Raw genomic sequence first — 22,926 nt, 5'->3', positions numbered from 1 at the left:
AAGATTGACTGATATACCGCTTTCGCGAGCAAGCCCGCTCCCACAATTAATCGAGTTTCAGCTTAACCCCAGTTCTTTCCAGATTCGCATCACTTGGCGCCGTTCGTCGGCGAACTGATCCCCGGCGACCGTACCGGCCTCGTTTTGCAAGGCCTGGCGGTGCGCGGCGGAACGGTAGGCCTTATACACCTCGCGCAGCAGATGGGCATCGGCGGCGGGCATCAACCCCACCTGCTCCAAGCCTTCCAGAATGCGGATATTGTCGGTATAGCGCAGCAACGACGGATGTTGCGCAGACCACGCCAAAGCCGCGTATTGCACCATAAATTCAATATCGACGATACCTCCGGCGTCCTGCTTGAGGTCGAACAGCGCCGTGGCCTCGAAGGCATTCGTGCCGGTACCGGCCAGGGTCGCCTTGGTGCCCAGGTTGTCGCGCATCTTGGCGCGCATCTCGCTGACCTCCTGGCGCAGGGTGTCCAGGTCGCGCTCGCGCCCCAACACCTTGGCCCGTACCTGCTCGAACGCCAGGCCCACATCCGGGCTGCCCACCAGCACCCGCGCGCGGATCAGGGCCTGATGCTCCCAGGTCCAGGCTTCATTTTGCTGATAGCGGTCAAATGCGCCGAGGGAACTGACCAAAAGCCCCGATGCGCCGGAGGGTCGCAGGCGCATATCCACTTCGTACAACTGGCCGGAGTTGGTCTGGGTGGTCAGCAGGTGAATGATGCGCTGGCCCAGGCGCGTGAAGAACTGCGCGCCGTCGATCGGCTTGGCGCCATCGGTTTCGGCTTGCGGGTCGCCATCGTGGATAAACACCAGGTCCAGGTCCGAACCATGCCCCAGTTCGATGCCGCCGACCTTGCCGTACCCGACAATGATGAACCCTGGGTCGCACAGGGTGCCGTCCAACCGCTGCGGCGAGCCGTGGCGCGCCACGGTCTGGCGCCAGGCCAGGGCCAGCACTTGTTCGAGGATGGCTTCGGCGAGCCAGGTGAGGTAATCGCTGACTTTCATCAACGCCAGGCTGCCGGCGATTTCCGAAGCGGCTACGCGCAGGCGGTGAGCCAGCTTGAAGTGGCGCAGGGCTTCCATTTGCTGCTCAAGGTCATCCTCGGGGATGCGCGTGAGCCGCTCGCGCAACTCGGCAGCCAGTTCCGGCGCCAACGGTGGCTTGAACAGGCGGCCTTCGTTGAGCAATTCGTCCAGCAGCAGCGGGAAGCGGGTGATCTGCTCGGCAATCCACGGGCTGGCGGCGCACAGGGTCAGCAGGCGGCGCAGGGCGTCGGGGTTTTCCGTGAGCAGCACCAGGTAGGCAGAACGCCGCGCCACGGCTTCCACCAGCGGCAATACACGCTCCAGCACCAGGTCCGGGTTGGCGTGCTCGACCGCCTGGGCCAACAAGCGCGGGATAAACGCATCCAGGCGCTCACGACCGAGACGCTGCATGGCGCGCAATTGCGGGCTGTTGCGCAGGCCGGCCAGGGCCTTGAGGGCCTTGGTCGCGTCGCTGAAACCACCTTCGGCCAATTGACGGCAGGCCGCCTCTTCATCTTGGGATTCTTCCCACAGCGGCAGCCACTCACCACCTACGACCAATTCGCTTTCTTCGCCCTCTTCTTCATCCGGGTCGGCGATGACCTGGCGGAAGTGCCAGTCCACCCGACCACGCCAGTACATCAGGCGCTCATGGAACGCGGCCCAGTCGTCAAAGCCCAGCATAAAGGCAATGCGCGCCTGGTCTTCGGGGCTGTCCGGGAGCATCTGGGTCTGGCGGTCGGCAATCGCCTGGATCGCATGTTCGGTGTAACGCAGGAATTCATAGCCATCGCGCAGTTCGCTGATCACCGCCGGTGGCAGGTAGCCCTGGCCCTCCAGGGTGCCCAGCACTTTAAGCAGGGGGCGCTGCTGCAGGCTGAGGTCGCGACCGCCGTGGATCAGTTGGAACGCCTGGGCGATAAACTCCACCTCGCGGATGCCGCCCGCGCCCAGTTTGATGTTGTCGGCCATGCCCTTGCGCCGCACTTCCTGCTGGATCAACTGCTTCATGGTGCGCAGCGCTTCGATGGCGGAAAAGTCCAGGTAGCGCCGGTAAACGAAAGGGCGGAGCATTTCCAGCAGTTGCGCACCGGCCACCTGATCACCGGCCACCACCCGCGCCTTGATCATGGCGTAGCGTTCCCAGTCGCGGCCCTGGTCCTGGTAGTACTGCTCCAGCGCGTTGAAGCTGAGCACCAGCGCACCGGCAGAGCCGTAAGGCCGCAGGCGCATATCCACGCGGAATACGAAGCCATCGACGGTCATTGGGTCGAGGGCCTTGATCAGTTTTTGACCAAGACGGATGAAAAACTCCTGGTTGTCCAAGGCGCGCTTCACACCCACGGTTTCGCCACCTTCGGGGTAGGCGAAGATCAGGTCGATGTCCGACGACAGGTTCAATTCCACCGCGCCGAGCTTGCCCATGCCGAGGATGACCATCTGCTGCGGCTCGCCGCTGCGTCGCCCGGTGGGCGTGCCGAACTGCACGCAATGGCGCTGGTACAGCCATTGGTAGGCCTGGTCGATGCTGGCGTCGGCCATGTCGGAGAGGTCGCGACAGGTTTGCACCAGGTCGGCCTGGCGGGTCAGGTCGCGCCAGATGATGCGCACTTGCTGACGCGTGCGCTGGCGACGCAGGACGCGGCCCAGTTCATCTTCGGTTTGCGCCTGTTGCACGGCGCCTGCGATTTGCCCGCACAGCTCGCCGGGGGCAAAGCCTCGGTCCAGTTCACCCCAGGCCACCAGTTCCAGCAACATCAAAGGGTCACGAACACTCTGTTCAATCACAAAATCACTGGCGGCGCACACGCGGACGAAATCGGCCCACCGTTGCGGCGTCCACGCAGAAAGTCCATGATCGTCGTCCAGCGTGGCCACCGCGTCACGGAATGACTGCTCGGCGCGCTGGGCTTTTGGCAGGAGAATGGCCGGCAATTGGGCCAGCGTTGGAATGCTCATGGTCTATCCTTGATCGGCGCGTAATTGGCTACTTGTTGTGAACGCCAGAACCACGCTCGGTGAAGGACTGTCGAACAAAGGTTAGAAATAGCTGAAATTAATTTCATTTTGGCAGCAAACATCAAGCTTTCACCTTTTCTTGTTCGCAAAAGATCAACAATAACGATTATGCTCACCAGCCAGACCGAGCCATACGCTCAGTCTTGTGTAGTTTTACTACTCGTATATACATTCGAAAGGCTGAAATGGCCGACGATTTGTAGTAAAACTACAGGACGCCGAAGCAACCTTCGGCCATCCAAGAATTTATGTCGTCTGCCCACAAGGCCAGTCGCAAACTTCAGGCAACCGATTCTGGTAGCCTTTCCGCCCTGGAGCAAGCCATGCAAGACCTCGATCCCGTCGAAACCCAGGAATGGCTGGACGCCCTGGAATCGGTTCTCGACAAAGAAGGCGAAGACCGTGCTCACTACCTGATGACCCGTATGGGCGAACTCGCAACCCGCAGCGGTTCGCAATTGCCTTACGCCATCACTACGCCATACCGCAACACCATCCCCGTTACCCACGAAGCACGCATGCCTGGCGACCTGTTCATGGAACGCCGCATTCGCTCGCTGGTACGTTGGAACGCCATGGCGATGGTAATGCGCACGAACTTGAAAGATTCGGACCTGGGCGGTCACATCTCCAGCTTCGCTTCCAGCGCAACCCTGTATGACATCGGCTTCAACTACTTCTTCCAGGCCCCGACCGACGAGCACGGCGGCGACCTGATCTACTTCCAGGGCCACACCTCGCCAGGCGTCTACGCCCGTGCGTTCATGGAAGGTCGCATCAGCGAAGAACAAATGAACAACTTCCGCCAGGAAGTGGACGGTCAGGGCCTGTCGTCCTACCCGCACCCTTGGCTGATGCCTGATTTCTGGCAGTTCCCGACTGTATCGATGGGCTTGGGCCCGATCCAGGCGATCTACCAGGCACGCTTTATGAAGTACCTGGAAGCCCGTGGCTTCATCCCTGAAGGCAAGCAGAAAGTCTGGTGCTTCCTGGGCGACGGCGAGTGTGACGAGCCGGAATCCCTGGGTGCCATCTCCCTGGCTGGCCGTGAGAAGCTGGACAACCTGATCTTCGTCATCAACTGCAACCTGCAGCGCCTTGACGGCCCGGTTCGCGGCAACGGCAAGATCATCCAGGAACTCGAAGGCGTGTTCCGTGGTGCCCAGTGGAACGTGACCAAAGTCATCTGGGGCCGTTTCTGGGACCCACTGCTGGCCAAGGACGTCGACGGTATCCTGCAACGTCGCATGGACGAAGTCATCGACGGCGAGTACCAGAACTACAAGGCCAAAGACGGCGCGTTCGTACGTGAACACTTCTTCAACACGCCTGAACTCAAGGCGATGGTTGCGGACCTGTCCGACGACGAGATCTGGAAACTCAACCGTGGCGGCCACGACCCGTACAAGGTCTACGCGGCGTACCACGAAGCGGTCAACCACAAAGAACAACCGACCGTCATCCTGGCCAAGACCATCAAGGGTTATGGCACCGGTGCCGGCGAAGCGAAGAACACTGCGCACAACACCAAGAAGGTTGATGTTGAAAGCCTGAAGTTGTTCCGTGACCGCTTCGACATCCCGGTAAAAGACGAAGAGCTGGAAGACCTGCCGTTCTTCAAGCCAGAGCCAAACAGCGCCGAAGCCCGCTACCTGAGCGAGCGTCGCACTGCACTGGGCGGTTTCGTGCCACAGCGCCGCGCCAACAGCTTCAGCGTGCCGACCCCAGACTTGAGCACCCTCAAGGCCATCCTGGATGGTTCGGGCGACCGCGAAATCTCCACCACCATGGCCTTCGTGCGTATTTTGGCGCAGCTGGTCAAGGACAAGGACATCGGCCCGCGCATCGTCCCGATCATCCCGGACGAAGCCCGTACCTTCGGTATGGAAGGCATGTTCCGTCAGTTGGGCATCTACTCCTCCGTCGGCCAGCTCTACGAGCCAGTCGATAAAGACCAGGTGATGTTCTACAAGGAAGACAAGAAAGGCCAGATCCTCGAAGAAGGCATCAACGAAGCGGGCGCCATGAGCTCCTTCATCGCTGCCGGTACTTCGTACTCCAGCCACAACCAGCCGATGCTGCCGTTCTACATCTTCTACTCGATGTTCGGCTTCCAGCGCATTGGCGACCTGGCGTGGGCAGCAGGCGACAGCCGTACCCGTGGCTTCCTGATCGGCGGTACCGCCGGCCGGACTACGCTGAACGGCGAAGGCCTGCAACACGAAGACGGTCACAGCCACATCCTGGCTGCCACCATCCCGAACTGCCGCACCTTTGATCCAACCTACGGCTATGAGCTGGCGGTGATCATCCAGGACGGCATGAAGAAGATGACCGAAGAGCAGCAGGACGTTTTCTACTACATCACCGTGATGAACGAGTCCTACCAGCAGCCTGCAATGCCGGCTGGCGTGGAAGAAGGCATCATCAAGGGCATGTACCTGCTCGAAGAAGACACCAAGGAAGCAGCGCACCACGTACAGCTGATGGGCTCCGGCACCATCCTGCGCGAAGTGCGTGAAGCGGCGAAGATCCTGCGTGAAGAGTTCAACGTCGGCGCCGACGTGTGGAGCGTCACCAGCTTCAACGAACTGCGTCGCGACGGCCTGGCCGTAGAGCGCAGCAACCGCCTCAAGCCTGGTCAAAAGCCAGCGAAGAGCTACGTCGAAGAGTGCCTGGCCGGCCGTAAGGGTCCAGTCATTGCCTCCACCGACTACATGAAGCTGTTCGCCGAACAAATTCGCCAGTGGGTCCCGTCCAAGGAATTCAAAGTCCTGGGCACCGACGGTTTCGGCCGCAGTGACAGCCGCAAGAAGCTGCGTCACTTCTTCGAAGTCGACCGTCACTTCGTGGTGTTGGCAGCCCTGGAAGCCTTGGCTGACCGTGGTGAGATCGAACCTAAGGTGGTGGCTGACGCTATCGTCAAGTTCGGGATCAACCCGGAAAAACGCAACCCACTGGACTGCTGAGGAGATTTTTTGTGAGCGAACTCATTCGCGTACCTGACATCGGCAGCGGTGAAGGTGAAGTAATCGAGCTATTTGTGAAGGTCGGCGACACCGTCGAAGCCGACCAGAGCATCCTGACCCTGGAATCGGACAAGGCGAGCATGGAAATCCCTGCTCCCAAGGCCGGTGTGGTCAAGAGCCTGAAAGTGAAGCTGGGCGACCGCCTGAAAGAAGGCGACGAACTGCTGGAACTGGAAATCGAAGGTGCCGCTGATGCGGCCCCTGCGCCAGCGGCCGCTCCGGCTGCCGCTGCTGCACCGGCGCCTGCCGAGAAGCCAGCCGAGGCCCCAGCGGCCCCGGCTGCGGCTCCTGCTGCGGCCTCTGTTCAGGACATTCACGTCCCGGATATCGGTTCGTCGGGCAAGGCCAAGATCATTGAGCTGCTGGTTAAAGTCGGCGATACCGTCGAAGCCGACCAGTCGCTGATCACCCTGGAGTCCGACAAGGCCTCCATGGAAATCCCTTCGCCGGCTGCCGGCGTGGTGGAAAGCATTGCGGTCAAGCTCGAAGACGAAGTCGGCACCGGTGACTTCATCCTCAAGCTCAAAGTACAAGGCGCTGCGCCGGCTGCTGCTCCTGCACCTGCTGCGGCTCCTGCTGCCAAGGCTGAAGCTGCACCCGCTGCCGCCGCCCCTGCACCTGCTGCAAAAGCTGAGGCCGCTCCGGCGCCAGTGGCTGCTGCACCTGCGCCAAGCGGCGCCAAGGTTCATGCAGGCCCGGCAGTGCGTCAGCTGGCCCGCGAGTTCGGCGTCGAGCTGAGCGCCGTTGCGGCCAGCGGCCCTCACGGTCGCGTGCTGAAAGAAGACGTGCAGGTCTACGTCAAGAACATGATGCAAAAGGCCAAGGAAGCGCCGGCTGCCGGCGGCGCTACCGGTGGTTCGGGCATTCCGCCGATCCGCACCGTGGACTTCAGCCGCTTCGGCGAAACCGAAGAAGTGCCGATGACCCGCCTGATGCAAATCGGCGCGGCAGGTCTGCACGCCAGCTGGCTGAACATCCCGCACGTCACTCAGTTCGACCAGGCCGACATCACCGACCTGGAAGCTTTCCGCGTTGCGCAGAAAGCCGTGGCCGAGAAGGCCGGCGTGAAACTGACCGTGCTGCCGCTGCTGCTCAAGGCCTGCGCACACTTGCTCAAGGAGCTGCCGGACTTCAACAGTTCGCTGGCACCAAGCGGCAAGGCGATCATTCGCAAGAAGTACGTGAACGTCGGCTTCGCGGTAGACACCCCAGATGGCCTGCTGGTACCGGTCATCAAGAACGTCGACCAGAAGAGCCTGCTGCAACTGGCCGCTGAGGCCGCTGCACTGGCTGCCAAGGCCCGCGACAAGAAGCTCACCCCGGACGACATGCAGGGCGCGTGCTTCACCATCTCCAGCCTCGGTCACATTGGCGGTACGGGCTTCACGCCAATCGTCAACGCGCCGGAAGTGGCGATCCTGGGTGTGTCCAAGGCCACTATCCAGCCGGTCTGGGACGGTAAAGCGTTCCAGCCGAAGCTGATGCTGCCACTGTCGCTGTCCTACGATCACCGTGTGATCAACGGCGCCGCCGCTGCACGCTTCACGCAGCGCCTGAGCCAACTGCTCAACGACATCCGTACCATCTTGCTGTAAACCTCAACGGGCCGCCCTTTCACCGGGGTGGCCTGGTTGTACCGATTTCCGAGCGCCACGCTCGTACCTCAACCCCGCCACTTGGCGGGGCTTTTTTTGCCTGTTTATTGGACAAGAAAAACAGGCTTGTACACCTTCCATCACCCCGATTGAAGAAACCCCTCGCGCGGCCGATAACCCCCTTATAGCACTTAGCCTTCATCCTCTCTTGTCAGCCCGCGCCGCATGATGCAACCTTGCGCCAGGCAGCAGAAAAGAGGGCGTGAGCCCGGCGCCGTGCGCGTTCTTTCAAGTGAGTCTCCCCCATGAAAAGCCAACCCGATGTCGCCCGTATGGCGGCCGAGGTAGTGACGCAGTTACCGGTGCCTTCGCGCCTCGGTATGCTGCGTTTCGAGCGGCTTAATGAGGCAAGCTGGGCCTTGCTGTACCTCGACCCCAATTGCGAACGCCAATTCGGCCTGCCGGCGGTCGAGCTGTGCGCCCTGCTCGGCACGCCCTACGCCAGCCTGATGGAGCCCCAGGCGCGCTATCAACTGCACGACACCATCCAACAGCAGCTGACCCAGAGCCCGCACTACCAAGTGCGCTACACCCTGCATACCGGCGACGCCCCCCTGAGCGTGCTGGAAACCGGCGAGGCGTATAAGCAACACAATCGCCACCTCCTGCGCGGCTACCTGATGGTGGTAGACGGCCTGTTCAGCGAAGTCTCCCCCCCTGCCCCCACGGCAGACCTCGAGAGCCAGAACAGCCGCCTGCAGATCGCCCTGGAGCTCAACCAGCGCGCGCAGCAGGAACAACTGCAGCACCTGGAACGCGTACGCGCCCAGCAGGAGTTGATCCTGTTGCTGGCCCGCCAGCGCTACACCACCCCCAACTCGCTTCAGGAAGCCGCCGAGCTGATCACCCGCAGCGCCTGCGATATCTACCAGGTCGACAGCGCCCGCATCTGGCACCTCGAAGAGCAACGCCTGGTGCCGATTGCCGCGTACACCCGCGCCGACCAGCAGCACTACCTGCCCGAGCCCATCGACGCCAGTGAGTTTCCGGATTACCTGGAAGCCCTGCACAGCAGCCGCGCCATCGATGCCACCAATGCGCTGCGCGACCCGCGCACCCGCGAGCTGGCTGACGAACTGCGCAGCAAGGATATTCACGCCCTGCTCGACGCCAGCATCCGCGTCGACGGCCAGGTAGTCGGCGTACTCTGCCTGGAGCAAATCGGCACCACGCGGCTGTGGCAGGCCGACGAGATTGCCTTTGCCGGTGAGCTGGCGGACCAGTTCGCGCAAGTGATCAACAACCACAACCGCCGCACCGCCACCAGCGCCCTGCACCTGTTCCAACGCGCCGTGGAACAAAGCGCCAACGCCTTTCTGCTGGTCAATTGCGACGGCGTGGTGGAGTACGTCAACCCAAGCTTTACCGCGATCACCCAGTACACCGCTGAGGAAGTCCACGGCCACCGCCTGGCCCAACTGCCGGCGCTGGAAAACCTCAGCGAGTTGCTGTTCGACGCGCCGTCCAGCCTGGCCAAGAGCAACAGCTGGCAGGGCGAATTCAAGAGCCGGCGCAAAAACCTGGAACCCTACTGGGGCCAGTTGTCGATTTCCAAGGTGTATGGCGACAACCGTGAGTTGACCCACTACATCGGTATCTACGAAGACATCACCCAAACCAAGCTGGCCCAGCAGCGCATCGAACGCCTGGCGTACACCGACAACCTGACCAACCTGGGCAACCGCCCGGCGTTCATCCGCAACCTTGACGAGCGCTTTGCCCGCGACAGCGACAGCCCCATCAGCCTTTTGCTGGTGGACATCGACAACTTCAAGCGCATCAACGACAGCCTCGGCCACCAGACCGGCGACAAGCTGCTGATCAGCCTGGCTCGGCGCCTGCGCAACAGCCTGAGTACCGGCGGCAGCCTGGCGCGGTTTGCCAGTAACGAATTTGCCGTGCTGCTGGACGACACCGACCTGGAGACCGGCCAGCAAGTCGCCTGCCAGCTGTTGGCGACCCTCGACAAGCCGATGTTCGTCGACAACCAATTGATCAGCGTTACCGGTTCCGTGGGCCTGGCCTGCGCGCCGCTGCATGGCCGCGACCCGCAGACCCTGATGCGTAACGCCGGGCTGGCCCTGCACAAGGCCAAGGCCAACGGCAAACATCAGGTGCAGGTATTCACCGAGGCCCTGAACGCCGAGGCCAGCTACAAGCTGTTCGTGGAAAACAACCTGCGCCGCGCCCTCACCCAAAACGAGCTGGACGTGTTCTACCAGCCCAAGCTGTGCCTGCGCAGCGGTCGTTTGCTGGGCATGGAAGCACTGCTGCGCTGGAACCACCCGGAAAAGGGCATGATCCGCCCCGACCAGTTCATCAGCGTGGCCGAAGAAACCGGCTTGATCATCCCCATCGGCAAATGGATCGCGCGCCAGGCTTGCCGCATGAGCAAGCAACTGAGCGCCGCCGGCATGGGCAATTTGCAGGTGGCGATCAACCTGTCGCCCAAGCAGTTCTCGGACCCAGACCTGGTGGCCTCGATTGCCACCATCCTCAAGGAAGAAGACCTGCCGGCCAACCTGCTGGAGTTGGAGCTGACCGAAGGCTTGCTGCTGGAAGCCACTGAAGACACGCGCCTGCAGCTGGATCAGCTGAAGAGCTTTGGCCTGACCCTGGCCATGGACGACTTCGGCACCGGTTATTCGTCGCTGAGCTACTTGAAAAAATTCCCCATCGACATCATTAAGATCGATCGCAGCTTCATCCACGAAATCCCGGATAACCAGGACGACATGGAAATCACCTCGGCGGTGATCGCCATGGCCCACAACCTTAAGCTCAAGGTGGTGGCCGAAGGCATCGAGACCGCCGAACAACTGGCGTTCCTGCGCCGGCACCGTTGCGACGTGGGCCAGGGCTACCTGTTCGACCGCCCTATCCCCGGCGCAGAGCTGCTGGAGATGCTCAAGCGCTACCCGCGCGGGCCAATTGCCTGACAGTGCGGTAACACTCGGGCACACTGGCGGTCTGACTTCTTACATTACTCAATCTGACTGAGAGGACTGATCATGGTCTTACGCTCGGAAATTCTGGTGAACAAAAACGTGCTTCCTACTGCAGAACAAGCTTTGCCTGGCCGTGAAACCCCGATGGCGCTGCCGGAGACTCACTTCGTCAACGGCAACCCGCTGCTGGGCCCGTTCCTGGATGACGTCGGCTTTGCGATCTTTGGCCTGGGCTGCTTCTGGGGCGCCGAGCGCAAGTTCTGGCAGCGCGACGGCGTGGTCAGCACCGTGGTCGGCTATGCCGGCGGCTTTACGCCGAACCCGACCTATGAAGAAGTCTGCTCGGGCCTGACCGGCCACAGCGAAGTGGTGCTGGTGGTATACGACCAGGCCAAGGTGAAATACGAAGACCTGCTGAAGATGTTCTGGGAACTGCACAACCCCACCCAGGGCATGCGCCAGGGCAATGACATTGGCAGCCAGTATCGCTCGGTGATCTATGCCACCACGCCGGAACAATTGGCGGCGGCGCAGGCCAGTGGCGAAGCCTATCAAGGCGAATTGACCAAGGCCGGCTTGGGTGCAATTACCACCGAAATCGAAGAAGCGCCGACTGTGTACTTTGCCGAGGCGTATCACCAGCAGTACCTGGCGAAGAACCCGCAGGGCTATTGCGGCATTGGTGGTACAGGCGTGACTTGCCCGATCTGACGCCAGGCACAGTTACAAATGTGGGAGGGGGCTTGCCCCCGATGGCGATGTATCAGTTACAGATGTACTGACTGACACACCGCTATCGGGGGCAAGCCCCCTCCCACATTTGGTTCTATGTTCGGCTTTAGAGTTGGTTATTCCGCGATAAGCCAATCCATCTGCCACCCACCCTGGGTTTGCCCAAGTTTCTTGGACAACCACGGCAGCAGCTCACGCAACTCCTCCTCCAAACCCCACGGCGGGTTGGCAATCGCCAGGCCCGAGCCGGTCAGGGTGTTCGGCGTGTCCAGCGGATGCACCAGCAACTCCACGCGCAGCAGCTTCGGCGCACCGGTGCCGGCCAGGTCCTGGTAGAAACGGCGCAACATGCGCTGGTCTTTCACCGGGTACCAGATAGCGGCGACGGTCTGGCGCATGCGGCTCACGGCTTCCTTGAGGGAGGCGGCGCAGCGTTGCATCTCGTCGAGCTTCTCGAACGGCGGGTCGATCAGCATCAGTGCGCGCTTCTCCGGCACCGGCAGCAAGGCGCGAGGCACATGCCAGCCTTCGCCCAGGTGCACTTTGACGCGGCGATCACCCTTCATGTTGTCCTTGAGCAGCACGCCGTCTTCCGGGTGCTTTTCGTTGAGCAGTACACGGTCCTGGGGCCGGGTAAGGCGGCGCGCCAGCTCCGGGGAGCCTGGGTAGTAGCGCAACTGGCCGTCCGGGTTCATCTCGTGCAGCACGCGCATGTAATCGGCGGTCAGCGGCGGCAGGTCGCTCTCGCCCCACAGGCGCGCGATGCCTTCCAGGTATTCACCGGTGCGGTTGGCCTGGTCGCCTTGCAGGTCATACAGACCGATGCCGGCGTGGGTGTCGAGGTAGGCGAACGGCTGTTCCTTGCGCGACATCAAGGCAATGAGGCGGGTCAAGGTCAGGTGTTTGAAGACATCGGCGTGGTTGCCGGCGTGAAAGGCGTGACGATAATTCATGGTTGCTCCTGCGCAGGGGGCGAAGTTTACCTTTTACGCAGGCTTTGGTGCAGTGCGGCGTGCCGGGCGGTGCTTATGCCCAAAATGCCGGCCACACCCTGAAAAAAATCTAAATGCCTGGGTTGGAGCAGATTTATTGTGGCGATCCACTCTCCAGGGAAGGCCAATAACAATCATGAAAGACGCCACCATCGCACTGCACCACGGCTTCAAGTCGGACCCGACCACCAAGGCCGTGGCCGTGCCGATCTACCAGAACGTCGCCTTCGAATTCGATAACGCCCAGCACGGTGCCGACCTGTTCAACCTGGACGTGCCGGGCAATATCTACACGCGCATCATGAACCCCACCAACGATGTGCTGGAGCAGCGCATCGCAGCGCTGGAAGGCGGTATTGCAGCCCTGGCCGTGTCGGCCGGCAGCGCGGCGATCCACTACGCGATCCAGACCCTCACCCGGGCGGGCGACAATATCGTCACCACGCCGCAGCTTTACGGCGGCACCTACACCCTGTTCGCGCACTTGCTGCCCAGCTTCGGCGTGGATGTACGCTTCGCCCGCGATGACTCGGCCCAGGCTATTGCCGAGCTTATCGATGACAACACCAAGCTGGTGTACTGCGAAAGCATCGGCAACCCGGCAGGCAATATCGTCGACCTGGAGGCCTTGGCCAAGGTGGCCCATGCCCGCGGCGTGCCGCTGATGGTGGACAACACCGTGGCCACGCCGATCCTGTGCAAGCCGATCCAGTTCGGCGCCGATATCGTGGTGCATTCGGTGACCAAATACATCGGCGGCCACGGCAACTCCCTGGGTGGCGTGATTGTCGACAGCGGCACCTTCCCCTGGACCGACTACCCGGAGAAATTCCCCGGCCTCAACAACCCCGAGCCGGCCTATCACGGCGTGGTCTACACCGAAAAATTCGGCCCGGCAGCCTTTATCGCCCGCGCCCGTACGGTGCCACTGCGCAATACCGGCGCGGCGCTGGCGCCGATGAACGCCTTTTTGCTGCTGCAAGGCCTGGAAACCCTGGCCTTGCGCATGGAGCGTCATACCGAAAATGCCCTGAAGGTCGCGCAGTTCCTGCAAGGCCATGCGCAAGTGCAGTGGGTGAGCTACGCCGGCCTGCCGGATCATCCCCACCACGAATTGGCCCTCAAGTACCTGCAAGGCAAACCCTCGGCAATCCTGTCCTTCGGCTTGAAAGGCGGCTACCAGGCGGGCGTGCGTTTTTATGACGCGCTGCAAATTTTCAAGCGTCTGGTGAACATCGGCGACGCCAAGTCCCTGGCTTGCCACCCGGCATCCACCACCCACCGGCAGATGAACGAGCTAGAGCAAGCCAAGGCGGGGGTGAAGCCGGAGATGATCCGCCTGTCGGTGGGCATCGAGGCGATTGAAGACCTGATCGAGGACTTGCAGCAGGCCCTGGGTTCAACTCAGCTCTGAGGCCAGGTAGTCGGCCAACGCCTCAACGCTGATGGCCGGGCCGCGCGCGAAGTAGGCGACCTTGTGCTGCAAGGTCGTCGGCGTGAAGGCGCTATAGAGGTCGGGGCGCTGCTCTTCGAGCCATTGCAGCAGGTTGTCGATCAGGGTCTGAGGGGAGTGCCCAGCCAGTTGCTGGAGCAACGGCGCAGGTACCCGCCACCAAGGGCTGGTTTTCGCGGCGGTGATGGGGCCTGTTGTGACGCTCAGCGACTGGCCATTGATCAGGTAGCGCAGGAACACCGGCAGCACCTCTCCCCCTGTTTGCTCAATGATCGGCAAAAACTGCATCCCGTCCCAGAAGCGCAAAAACACATCCTGACCGTCGGGCAGGTAGACCTTGGTCAAGCCTTGCAGGTGCCCGATCACGGTTTCCAGTGGGCAGGACGATACGGCCAGCCACCCCCAATCCGTCGCTTGGGTGGAAGCGGCCCAATCGAGGAAAGCACTGCCCGGCTCGACGATGCCAACGTAGGGCATCACCTCATCCCATTCCCCATAGGCCGTGCCGGCCCAGACAGGTTGCAGCGGCGCCCCAGCGGCATGGGCTCTCCAAGCGTCCAATGGCTTGGCGTCGCTGGCAGCCCCCAGGACAACAAAGATCTTCTCACCAGCCAACAAGGGTTCAAGCATCGACGTAAGTCCTTTTAAAGTGACAATCAGGCGATCTTGCAAAGGCCGTTCTTGCAGCGTTCACACTCTTCGCAAAACGGCGCGCTGCGCTTGAAGGTGGCCACTTGCAAGCGGCTCAGGGGGGCCAGCAACGTCTCGGTCAAACCGGGTATCAAGGGCGCAGGCGCACCGCCGAGCTCGATCGGCACGCTGCTGAAAATCCCGGCGGCCGAAATGGAAATAGAGTGCCCACCGGCCTGGATCATCACGCTGGCGCCCGCATCGATCACCACGCTTTGCCCGGCGCCAATCTGAATGGCTCGGCCTACCGTCACCTTCTGGTCGTTCAACACATGCTGGGTCCAGTCGCGCTGGGCATGCAGGTAGATTTCCTCGGCGCCCTTGCGGTCTTCGATACGCAGTTCGTTGTAGCCACCGCCACCGGGGCTGCTTTGGCTGCGAAAAACACTGCGGGTCTTGTCTGCCGGAAGGTCGAGGGGTACGGGCGTAGAGGCGTTGGGCAGGCAGCCCACCACCACGGGCATGTCCCTATCACCATTGACGAAGCCCACCAGCACCTCCATACCGACTCGCGGGATCAGCACCACGCCATAACGGTCATGGGCCCAGCCGCTGGCGACCCGCAGCCAGCAACTGGAATGCTCGTTGTGCTCGCCACTGCGGTCCCAGGCCAGTTGCACCTTGACCCGCCCGAATTCGTCGCAGTGGATTTCACTGTCGGCAGGGCCGGTGACCACGGCGTTCTGATAGCCCGCCATGTTCGAGCGTGGCTCAGGCAGGGGCGGACGAAAAACCACATCCCAGGGCGTTGCAGTAAATTCATTGCGGTAGCCCTGGCGAAAATCCCCAGCGGCCACTTCGGTCACTGCCTCCTCCAACACCTGGGGTTGCTTGCCCTCGTGGGTGACCTGGGTCACCAACCACAAATCGTTCCACTCTTCACGCGAGTGGCCGGCCAGCTTGAGGAAACGTCCACTGGCCAATGCCGGCTCATCGCCGCTGCCCCGCGCGACGCGGTAGCCGCTGCGGTGGCGCTCCAAACTGCGCTGAGCGAGGTATTTGCCATGGGCCCTGTCGCTGAAGTGGCCGGGGTAATGCTGCACTTCGAGGTGGGGCGCCTGCTCGCCGGACACCGCGCTTTCCAACGCTAGGCCCGGCTTGCGCAAATCGTAATCACGCAGGTTCACGGCCGTCGTGCGGGTTTCCACCTGCACTGCAAAGCGCTTGATCGCCGGCGTATCCGCCACCATCCCGGAGCCAGGGGTATAGGGGGTAGGCTGGTCAGCCTGAGGGAATACGGTTTGATCATCACCAAATACCAACAGGTGCTGCTCGGTCGAATGCTGGAAGTGATAGTGAATGCCCAGCTCGGCACACAGCCGCTGGATGAACGCCAGATCACTCTCGCCAAACTGCACGCAATACTCGCGCTCGGGATAGGTGCCGCTGAGCCGGAACACGAAACAATCACGCTGGATACCCTGCCCCACCAGCACCTGCGCAATGATTTGCGGCACCGTCTGGTGCTGGAAAATACGCTGGTGGCTGCTGTGTTCCAGGTAGGCAAGCTGCGGTACAAGGCTGAGCCGATAGCGCGTCAACCGCCGGCCGCAATCCCCCTGCGCGACTCGGTACACCAACCCGTGAACACCGTGCCCCTGATCATCGAAGGCCAGGTAGGCTTGCTGGTGCAGGAGGCTGTCCAGGTCGAGTCCGGATTGCTCGCTGACCAATTCAAGATCAAAACAGTAGGGTTGGCTGAGCGCTTCGGTGCCGTTGAAACCGAGGACCCTCAGGTCGTTGTCAACGCCATGCAGGGTCAGGTTGAAGGCGCTTTGATTGGCAGGAGCGAACATCCGGTGTTTCTCTGCGAAGGGTGAGCGAGGGATTCTGCATCACTGCTCGCCCAGGCAGTGCACGCCCCCTGTAAATCAGTAAAAACCTACGCCAAGGCGCCTGGCGGGTCTTCCAAGCGGCTCAAATTACACGTAAAAAAAGCCCGCCATCCATAAGGTGCGGGCCTTTCTTTCAATTCATCGGGCGCCAGGCACCTGACAAATCACTTGTTGAGGTTGTAGTCCTTCTCCGCCGCATCAAAACGCTCGACCATACCTGCAGTCGGTGCGCCCATCTTGCTCACGAAGTAGATCGCGAGGCTGGCGAAGATAAAGCCTGGGATGATTTCGTACAGGCCCAGCAGTTCGAAGTGTTTCCACACGATCACGGTGATGGCTCCCACCAGGATGCCGGCAAGGGCGCCGTTGCGGGTCATGCCTTTCCAGATCACCGAGATCAGCACCACAGGGCCGAACGCGGCGCCAAAACCTGCCCAGGCGTAGCTCACCAGGCCCAGTACGCGGTTTTCCGGGTTGGCGGCCATGGCGATGGCGATCAGCGCGACCAGCAACACCATCAGGCGGCCTACCCACACCAGTTCAACCTGGGAGGCGTTCTTGCGCAGGAAGGTTTTGTAGAAGTCTTCGGTCAGGGCACTGGAGCACACCAGCAATTGGCAGCTCAAGGTGCTCATGACCGCTGCCAGGATGGCCGACAGCAGTACGCCAGCGATCCATGGGTTGAACAGCAGCTTGGCCAGTTCGATGAACACACGCTCGTGGTTCTCGTTGACCGGGCCCGCGACTTCCGGGTGCGCCGAGAAGTAAGCGATACCGAAGAAGCCCACCGCCACGGTGCCGCCCAGGCACAGGATCATCCAGGTCATGGAGATGCGACGTGCCTTGGCAATCGACTTTACCGAATCCGCCGCCATGAAGCGCGCCAGGATATGCGGTTGGCCGAAGTAACCCAGGCCCCAGCCCATCAGCGAAATGATGCCGATGAAGGTGGTGTTTTTCAGCATGTTGAAGTTGTCGGGGTTCTTCGCTTCGATGGCCAGGAAGGTGGTATCAACGCCACCGGTAGCCAGCAGCACGATGATCGGCGTAAGGATCAACGCAAAGATCATCAGGGTGGCTTGTACGGTATCGGTCCAGCTCACTGCCAGGAAACCACCGACGAAGGTGTAGGCAATAGTCGCGGCAGCACCGGCCCACAGCGCAGTCTCGTAGGACATGCCGAAGGTGCTTTCGAACAGACGGGCACCGGCCACGATGCCGGAGGCGCAGTAGATGGTGAAGAACACCAGGATCACCACCGCAGAGATGATCCGCAGCAAGCCGCTTTTATCTTCGAAGCGGCTGGAGAAGTAGTCCGGCAGGGTCAGGGCGTCGCCGTTGTGTTCGGTCTGCACCCGCAGGCGACCGGCCACGAACAGCCAGTTGAGGTAGGCACCGACGATCAGGCCGATGGCGATCCAGCTTTCCGACAGGCCAGACATGTAGATGGCGCCCGGCAGGCCCATCAGCAACCAGCCGCTCATATCCGAGGCACCGGCCGACAAGGCGGTAACCACGCTACCCAGGCTGCGACCGCCGAGGATGTAATCGGAAAGGTTGTTGGTGGAGCGATAGGCCATGAAGCCAATCAGCACCATTGCTGCGATGTAGATCACGAACGTGATCAGGGTTGGATTACTAACGCTCATATGAGTGACGCCCTGGCTTTGTTTTTATGTAGCGGCGGTCTGTCAGACGGCCACCCACTGAAAGTAGGTAGACGTTACTGCGTGCCGCGCATTTATGACTGACGTTTCCCCAGGAAAGCCGTCAGCCGATGAACCAAACCTTCGAAGTGGTTGCACCTTGGCCGCGAATGCTATTCAACAAAGCAAATAAGGTGCAACCAGTTTCTTGAGAATAAGTTGCACCCTGGTGCCAAATACGGAAAACACCGCGTTTTTGCTCCTTTTCGGAGCAAGAACAGCCGATCTCAGAAGCAAATGCACCACCCTGAAGCGCATTCGGTCGAGGGTGCTTTTTTTTCATGCAACCCTTCGAAAATTTCATGCATAAAAAGGGTTGCACCCGGTTGCACCTCTGTCAGCGCAAAGCTAATCTTGCCGCCAGCTGATGCCACTCGGTAGTGGCACCCATGAGGATAAGAAAATGGCGACGACCACCCTTGGGGTCAAACTCGACGACCCGACCCGCGAACGCCTTAAGGCTGCCGCGACCTCCATTGATCGCACGCCGCACTGGCTGATCAAGCAGGCGATTTTCAATTACCTGGAGAAACTTGAGGGTGGTGCAACCCTTACCGAGCTGAACGGTTCGAGCACCAAAGACGCTGATGACGCAGGCGAGGTCCAGACCGATCACGCTCACCAGTGCTTCCTGGAGTTCGCCGAGAGCATCCTGCCGCAATCGGTACTGCGAGCTTCGATCACCGCTGCTTACCGCCGCCCAGAGCCGGAAGTGGTGCCAATGCTGATCGAACAGGCCCGCCTACCAGCCCCGATGGCCGAAGCCACCAACAAGCTGGCCGCCACCATCGCCGAAAAACTGCGCAACCAGAAGAGTGCCGGCGGCCGTGCCGGTATTGTTCAGGGCCTGTTGCAAGAGTTTTCCCTGTCGTCCCAGGAAGGCGTAGCGCTGATGTGCCTGGCCGAAGCGCTGCTGCGCATCCCGGACAAGGGCACACGCGACGCGCTGATCCGCGACAAGATCAGCACCGGCAACTGGCATCCGCACCTGGGCAACAGCCCGTCGCTGTTCGTCAACGCCGCCACCTGGGGCCTGCTGCTGACCGGCAAGCTGGTCGCCACCCATAACGAAGCAGGCCTTACCTCCTCCCTGAGCCGCATCATCGGCAAGAGCGGCGAGCCGATGATCCGCAAGGGCGTCGACATGGCCATGCGCCTGATGGGCGAGCAGTTCGTCACCGGCGAAACCATCGCCGAAGCCCTGGCCAACGCCAGCAAGTTCGAAGCCAAGGGTTTCCGCTATTCCTACGACATGCTCGGTGAAGCCGCACTCACCGAACACGACGCCCAGAAATACCTGGCCTCGTACGAACAAGCTATCCATTCCATCGGCAAAGCCTCCCACGGCCGTGGGATCTATGAAGGCCCGGGCATCTCCATCAAGCTCTCGGCACTGCACCCGCGTTACAGCCGTGCGCAGTACGAGCGTGTGATGGACGAGCTGTACCCGCGCCTGCTGTCCCTGACCCTGCTGGCCAAGCAATACGACATCGGCCTGAACATCGATGCCGAAGAAGCCGACCGCCTGGAGCTGTCCCTGGACCTGCTGGAGCGCCTGTGCTTCGAGCCGCAACTGACCGGCTGGAACGGCATCGGTTTTGTGATCCAGGCTTACCAGAAGCGTTGCCCGTATGTGATCGACTACGTCATCGACCTGGCGCGCCGCAGCCGCCATCGCCTGATGATCCGCCTGGTAAAAGGCGCGTACTGGGACAGCGAGATCAAGCGCGCCCAGGTCGAAGGCCTGGAAGGCTACCCGGTGTATACCCGCAAGGTGTACACCGACGTTTCCTACATCGCCTGTGCACGCAAACTGCTGTCGGTGCCGGAAGTCATCTACCCGCAGTTCGCTACCCACAACGCCCATACCCTGTCGGCCATCTACCATATTGCCGGTCAGAACTATTACCCCGGCCAGTACGAGTTCCAGTGCCTGCACGGCATGGGTGAACCGCTGTACGAGCAGGTTGTAGGCAAGGTTTCCGAAGGCAAACTGAACCGTCCGTGCCGTGTGTACGCGCCGGTCGGCACCCACGAAACACTGCTGGCTTACCTGGTGCGTCGCTTGCTGGAAAACGGCGCGAACACTTCGTTCGTCAACCGTATTGCCGACCAGTCCATTTCCATTCAGGAACTGGTGGCTGATCCAGTGGCCAGCATCGAGCAAATGGCCACCCAGGAAGGCGGTTTCGGCCTGCCGCACCCGCGCATCCCCTTGCCGCGTGACCTGTACGGCAGCGAGCGCGCCAACTCGGCCGGTATCGACCTGGCCAACGAACACCGCCTGGCGTCGCTGTCCTGCGCCTTGCTGGCCACGGCCCATAACAACTGGAAAGCCGCGCCGATGCTCGGTTGCGCCTCCAGCGAGCAAGCTGCAGCGCCAGTGCTGAACCCGTCCGACCTGCGTGACGTGGTTGGCCACGTACAAGAAGCCACCATCGAAGACGTCGACAACGCCATCCAGTGCGCCATCAGCGCCGGCCCGATCTGGCAGGCCACCCCGCCCGCCGAGCGCGCCGCGATCCTGGAGCGCGCCGCCGACCTGATGGAAAGCGAGATCCAACCTTTGATGGGCCTGCTGGCCCGCGAAGCCGGCAAGACCTTCGCCAACGCCATCGCCGAAGTGCGTGAAGCCGTGGATTTCCTGCGCTACTACGCGGTGCAGGCACGCAACGACTTCACCAACGACGCCCACCGCCCACTGGGCCCGGTGGTGTGCATCAGCCCGTGGAACTTCCCGCTGGCGATTTTCAGCGGCCAAGTCGCTGCCGCATTGGCCGCCGGCAACCCGGTACTGGCCAAGCCTGCCGAGCAAACCCCGCTGGTGGCCGCACAAGCCGTGCGCATCCTGCTGGAAGCCGGTATTCCCGAAGGCGTGCTGCAACTGCTGCCGGGTCAGGGCGAAAGCGTCGGCGCGCGTCTTGTTGGCGATGAACGCGTCAAAGGTGTGATGTTCACCGGTTCCACCGAAGTGGCGCGCCTGCTGCAACGCAATGTCGCTGGCCGCCTGGATACCCAGGGCCGTCCGATCCCGCTGATCGCCGAAACCGGTGGCCAGAACGCGATGATCGTCGATTCCTCGGCACTCACCGAACAAGTGGTCATCGATGTGGTGTCCTCGGCCTTCGACAGTGCCGGCCAACGTTGCTCGGCCCTGCGCGTACTGTGCTTGCAGGAAGACTCGGCAGACCGTGTGATCGAAATGCTCAAGGGTGCCATGGCGGAATGCCGCCTGGGCAACCCGGAGCGCCTGTCGGTAGACATCGGCCCGGTGATCGACGCCGAAGCCAAGGCTGGTATCGAGAAGCACATCCAGGCCATGCGCGACAAAGGCCGCACTGTGTACCAGGTGGCGATTGCCGACGGCGAAGAGATCAAACGCGGCACCTTTGTGATGCCCACCCTGATCGAACTGGAAAGCTTCGACGAACTGCAACGCGAGATCTTCGGCCCGGTGCTGCATGTGGTGCGCTACAAGCGCAAAGAAATCGACCAACTGATCGGCCAGATCAACGCATCGGGCTATGGCCTGACCCTGGGCGTGCACACCCGCATCGACGAGACCATCGCCAAGGTGATCGACAACGTCAATGCCGGTAACGTGTATGTGAACCGTAATATCGTCGGCGCAGTCGTTGGCGTGCAACCGTTCGGCGGCGAAGGCCTGTCGGGTACTGGGCCGAAAGCCGGTGGCCCGCTGTACCTGTACCGTTTGCTGTCGACTCGTCCTACGGATGCTATCGAGCAGTCCTTCGTACGTGGCGATGCCCTGGCGGCACCAGATGTACGCCTGCGTGACGCCATGAGCCAACCGCTGACTGCCCTGAAAACCTGGGCCGACAGCAATAAGTTCAGCGACCTGAGCGCCCTGTGCAGCCAGTTCGCCGCGCAATCGCAAAGCGGTATCACTCGCCAGTTGGCGGGCCCGACCGGCGAGCGCAACAGCTACGCCATCCTGCCTCGCGAGCATGTGTTGTGCCTGGCGGAAGTAGAAGGCGATCTGTTGACTCAACTGGCAGCGGTACTGGCCGTAGGTGGTTCAGCGGTATGGCCGGAAACTGACCTGACCAAAGCCTTGTTCCCACGCCTGCCTAAAGAGATTCAGGCGAAGATCAAGCGCGTGGCTGACTGGACCAAGGACGAAGTGGTGTTCGACGCAGTGCTACACCACGGTGATTCCGACCAATTGCGTGCGGTGTGCCAACAAGTGGCACAGCGTGGTGGTGCGATTGTTGGCGTACACGGCTTGTCCCAAGGCGAAACAGCAATTGCCCTGGAGCGTCTGGTGATTGAGCGGGCGTTGAGCGTTAACACTGCTGCGGCGGGTGGTAACGCCAGCCTGATGACCATCGGCTAATTGATACAACGCGGTCAAAAATGTGGGAGCGGGCTTGCTCGCGAATGCACAGGGTCAGTCACCGAATGAGTTGACTGACCCACCGCTTTCGCGAGCAAGCCCGCTCCCACATTTGGACCGCGTTTCTCTCCCCTATCCGCGTTTTGCCCCTTTATCACCCAGATCAATCTTGCTATCCACCCTCCATTCGCACACTTAGACTCAGGCCAACTCCTCAATAGGTAAGCCGCCATGTCCGAGACGCTGCTCAGTTCCCGCAATCTGGCTTTCGAGCTGTACGAAGTCCTCGATGCCGAAGGCCTGACCCAGCGCGAGCGGTTTGCCGAGCACAATCGCGAGACCTTCGATGCGGCCATCAGCACGGCACGCAACATCGCCGAAAAGTACTTTGCTCCCCATAACCGCAAGAACGACGAAAACGAACCGCGCTACGAGGACGGCAAGGCCATCCTGATTCCGGAAGTTAAACCGG

13 protein-coding genes are annotated in these 22,926 nt (G+C 61.3%); 7 read left to right on the top strand and 6 right to left on the bottom strand.

The window, feature by feature from the left end:
- Positions 1–57: 57 nt before the first annotated feature.
- A complete protein-coding gene (gene glnE / locus DYL59_RS27345) occupies positions 58–2,997 on the bottom strand; it encodes a bifunctional [glutamate--ammonia ligase]-adenylyl-L-tyrosine phosphorylase/[glutamate--ammonia-ligase] adenylyltransferase (RefSeq protein WP_135291946.1) in 2,940 nt (979 codons plus the stop codon).
- Positions 2,998–3,380: 383 nt separating this feature from the next.
- Here glnE and aceE point away from each other — a divergent pair, with 383 nt between their 5' ends.
- The 4 genes from aceE to msrA all read left to right on the top strand — a co-directional run bounded on the left by aceE (position 3,381) and on the right by msrA (position 11,400).
- On the top strand, positions 3,381–6,026 hold the full coding sequence (aceE, locus tag DYL59_RS27340) for a pyruvate dehydrogenase (acetyl-transferring), homodimeric type (RefSeq protein WP_135291945.1): 2,646 nt from the start codon (positions 3,381–3,383) through the stop codon (positions 6,024–6,026).
- 11 nt (positions 6,027–6,037) lie between these two features.
- A complete protein-coding gene (gene aceF, locus DYL59_RS27335; RefSeq protein WP_135291944.1) occupies positions 6,038–7,681 on the top strand; it encodes a dihydrolipoyllysine-residue acetyltransferase in 1,644 nt (547 codons plus the stop codon).
- Between the two features lie 305 nt (positions 7,682–7,986).
- A complete protein-coding gene (locus DYL59_RS27330) occupies positions 7,987–10,680 on the top strand; it encodes a putative bifunctional diguanylate cyclase/phosphodiesterase (protein ID WP_135291943.1) in 2,694 nt (897 codons plus the stop codon).
- A 72-nt stretch (positions 10,681–10,752) separates the two neighbouring features.
- Positions 10,753–11,400, top strand: coding sequence for a peptide-methionine (S)-S-oxide reductase MsrA (gene msrA / locus DYL59_RS27325; protein WP_135291942.1), 648 nt, complete (start codon positions 10,753–10,755; stop codon positions 11,398–11,400).
- Positions 11,401–11,537: 137 nt separating this feature from the next.
- Here msrA and DYL59_RS27320 read toward each other — a convergent pair whose 3' ends face one another.
- The gene (locus DYL59_RS27320; protein WP_016975658.1) at positions 11,538–12,374 is read right to left on the bottom strand and encodes a 23S rRNA (adenine(2030)-N(6))-methyltransferase RlmJ; all 837 of its coding nucleotides are present in this window, start codon (positions 12,372–12,374) and stop codon (positions 11,538–11,540) included.
- Positions 12,375–12,549: 175 nt separating this feature from the next.
- On the opposite strand from DYL59_RS27320, the gene DYL59_RS27315 reads away from it, so the two are divergent.
- Entirely contained in the window at positions 12,550–13,827 is a 1,278-nt protein-coding gene (locus DYL59_RS27315; RefSeq protein WP_135291941.1) for an O-acetylhomoserine aminocarboxypropyltransferase/cysteine synthase family protein, read from the top strand.
- On the opposite strand, the gene DYL59_RS27310 is transcribed toward DYL59_RS27315, so the two are convergent.
- The 4 genes from DYL59_RS27310 to DYL59_RS31470 all read right to left on the bottom strand — a co-directional run bounded on the left by DYL59_RS27310 (position 13,813) and on the right by DYL59_RS31470 (position 18,380).
- Positions 13,813–14,496 (bottom strand): DUF4123 domain-containing protein, encoded by a 684-nt coding sequence (locus DYL59_RS27310; protein ID WP_135291940.1) that lies wholly within the window; start codon positions 14,494–14,496, stop codon positions 13,813–13,815. The genes DYL59_RS27315 and DYL59_RS27310 overlap by 15 nt on opposite strands.
- A gap of 26 nt (positions 14,497–14,522) precedes the next feature.
- Complete coding sequence (locus tag DYL59_RS27305) at positions 14,523–16,352, bottom strand: type VI secretion system Vgr family protein (protein WP_135291939.1); 1,830 nt, start codon at positions 16,350–16,352, stop codon at positions 14,523–14,525.
- 203 nt (positions 16,353–16,555) lie between these two features.
- Complete coding sequence (gene putP, locus DYL59_RS27300; RefSeq protein WP_135291938.1) at positions 16,556–18,040, bottom strand: sodium/proline symporter PutP; 1,485 nt, start codon at positions 18,038–18,040, stop codon at positions 16,556–16,558.
- Between the two features lie 121 nt (positions 18,041–18,161).
- A complete protein-coding gene (locus DYL59_RS31470; protein ID WP_167496724.1) occupies positions 18,162–18,380 on the bottom strand; it encodes a hypothetical protein in 219 nt (72 codons plus the stop codon).
- Between the two features lie 120 nt (positions 18,381–18,500).
- Here DYL59_RS31470 and putA point away from each other — a divergent pair, with 120 nt between their 5' ends.
- The gene (gene putA, locus DYL59_RS27295) at positions 18,501–22,454 is read left to right on the top strand and encodes a trifunctional transcriptional regulator/proline dehydrogenase/L-glutamate gamma-semialdehyde dehydrogenase (protein ID WP_135291937.1); all 3,954 of its coding nucleotides are present in this window, start codon (positions 18,501–18,503) and stop codon (positions 22,452–22,454) included.
- 231 nt (positions 22,455–22,685) lie between these two features.
- On the top strand, positions 22,686–22,926 hold a 241-nt coding region (locus DYL59_RS27290), incomplete at its 3' end, for an acyl-CoA dehydrogenase N-terminal domain-containing protein (RefSeq protein ID WP_135291936.1).

Source organism: Pseudomonas kairouanensis (assembly GCF_004682055.1).
GTDB lineage: Bacteria > Pseudomonadota > Gammaproteobacteria > Pseudomonadales > Pseudomonadaceae > Aquipseudomonas > Aquipseudomonas kairouanensis.
The sequence above is the reverse complement of the archived record's forward strand: the minus strand, read 5'-3'. Positions and strand labels throughout refer to the sequence as shown.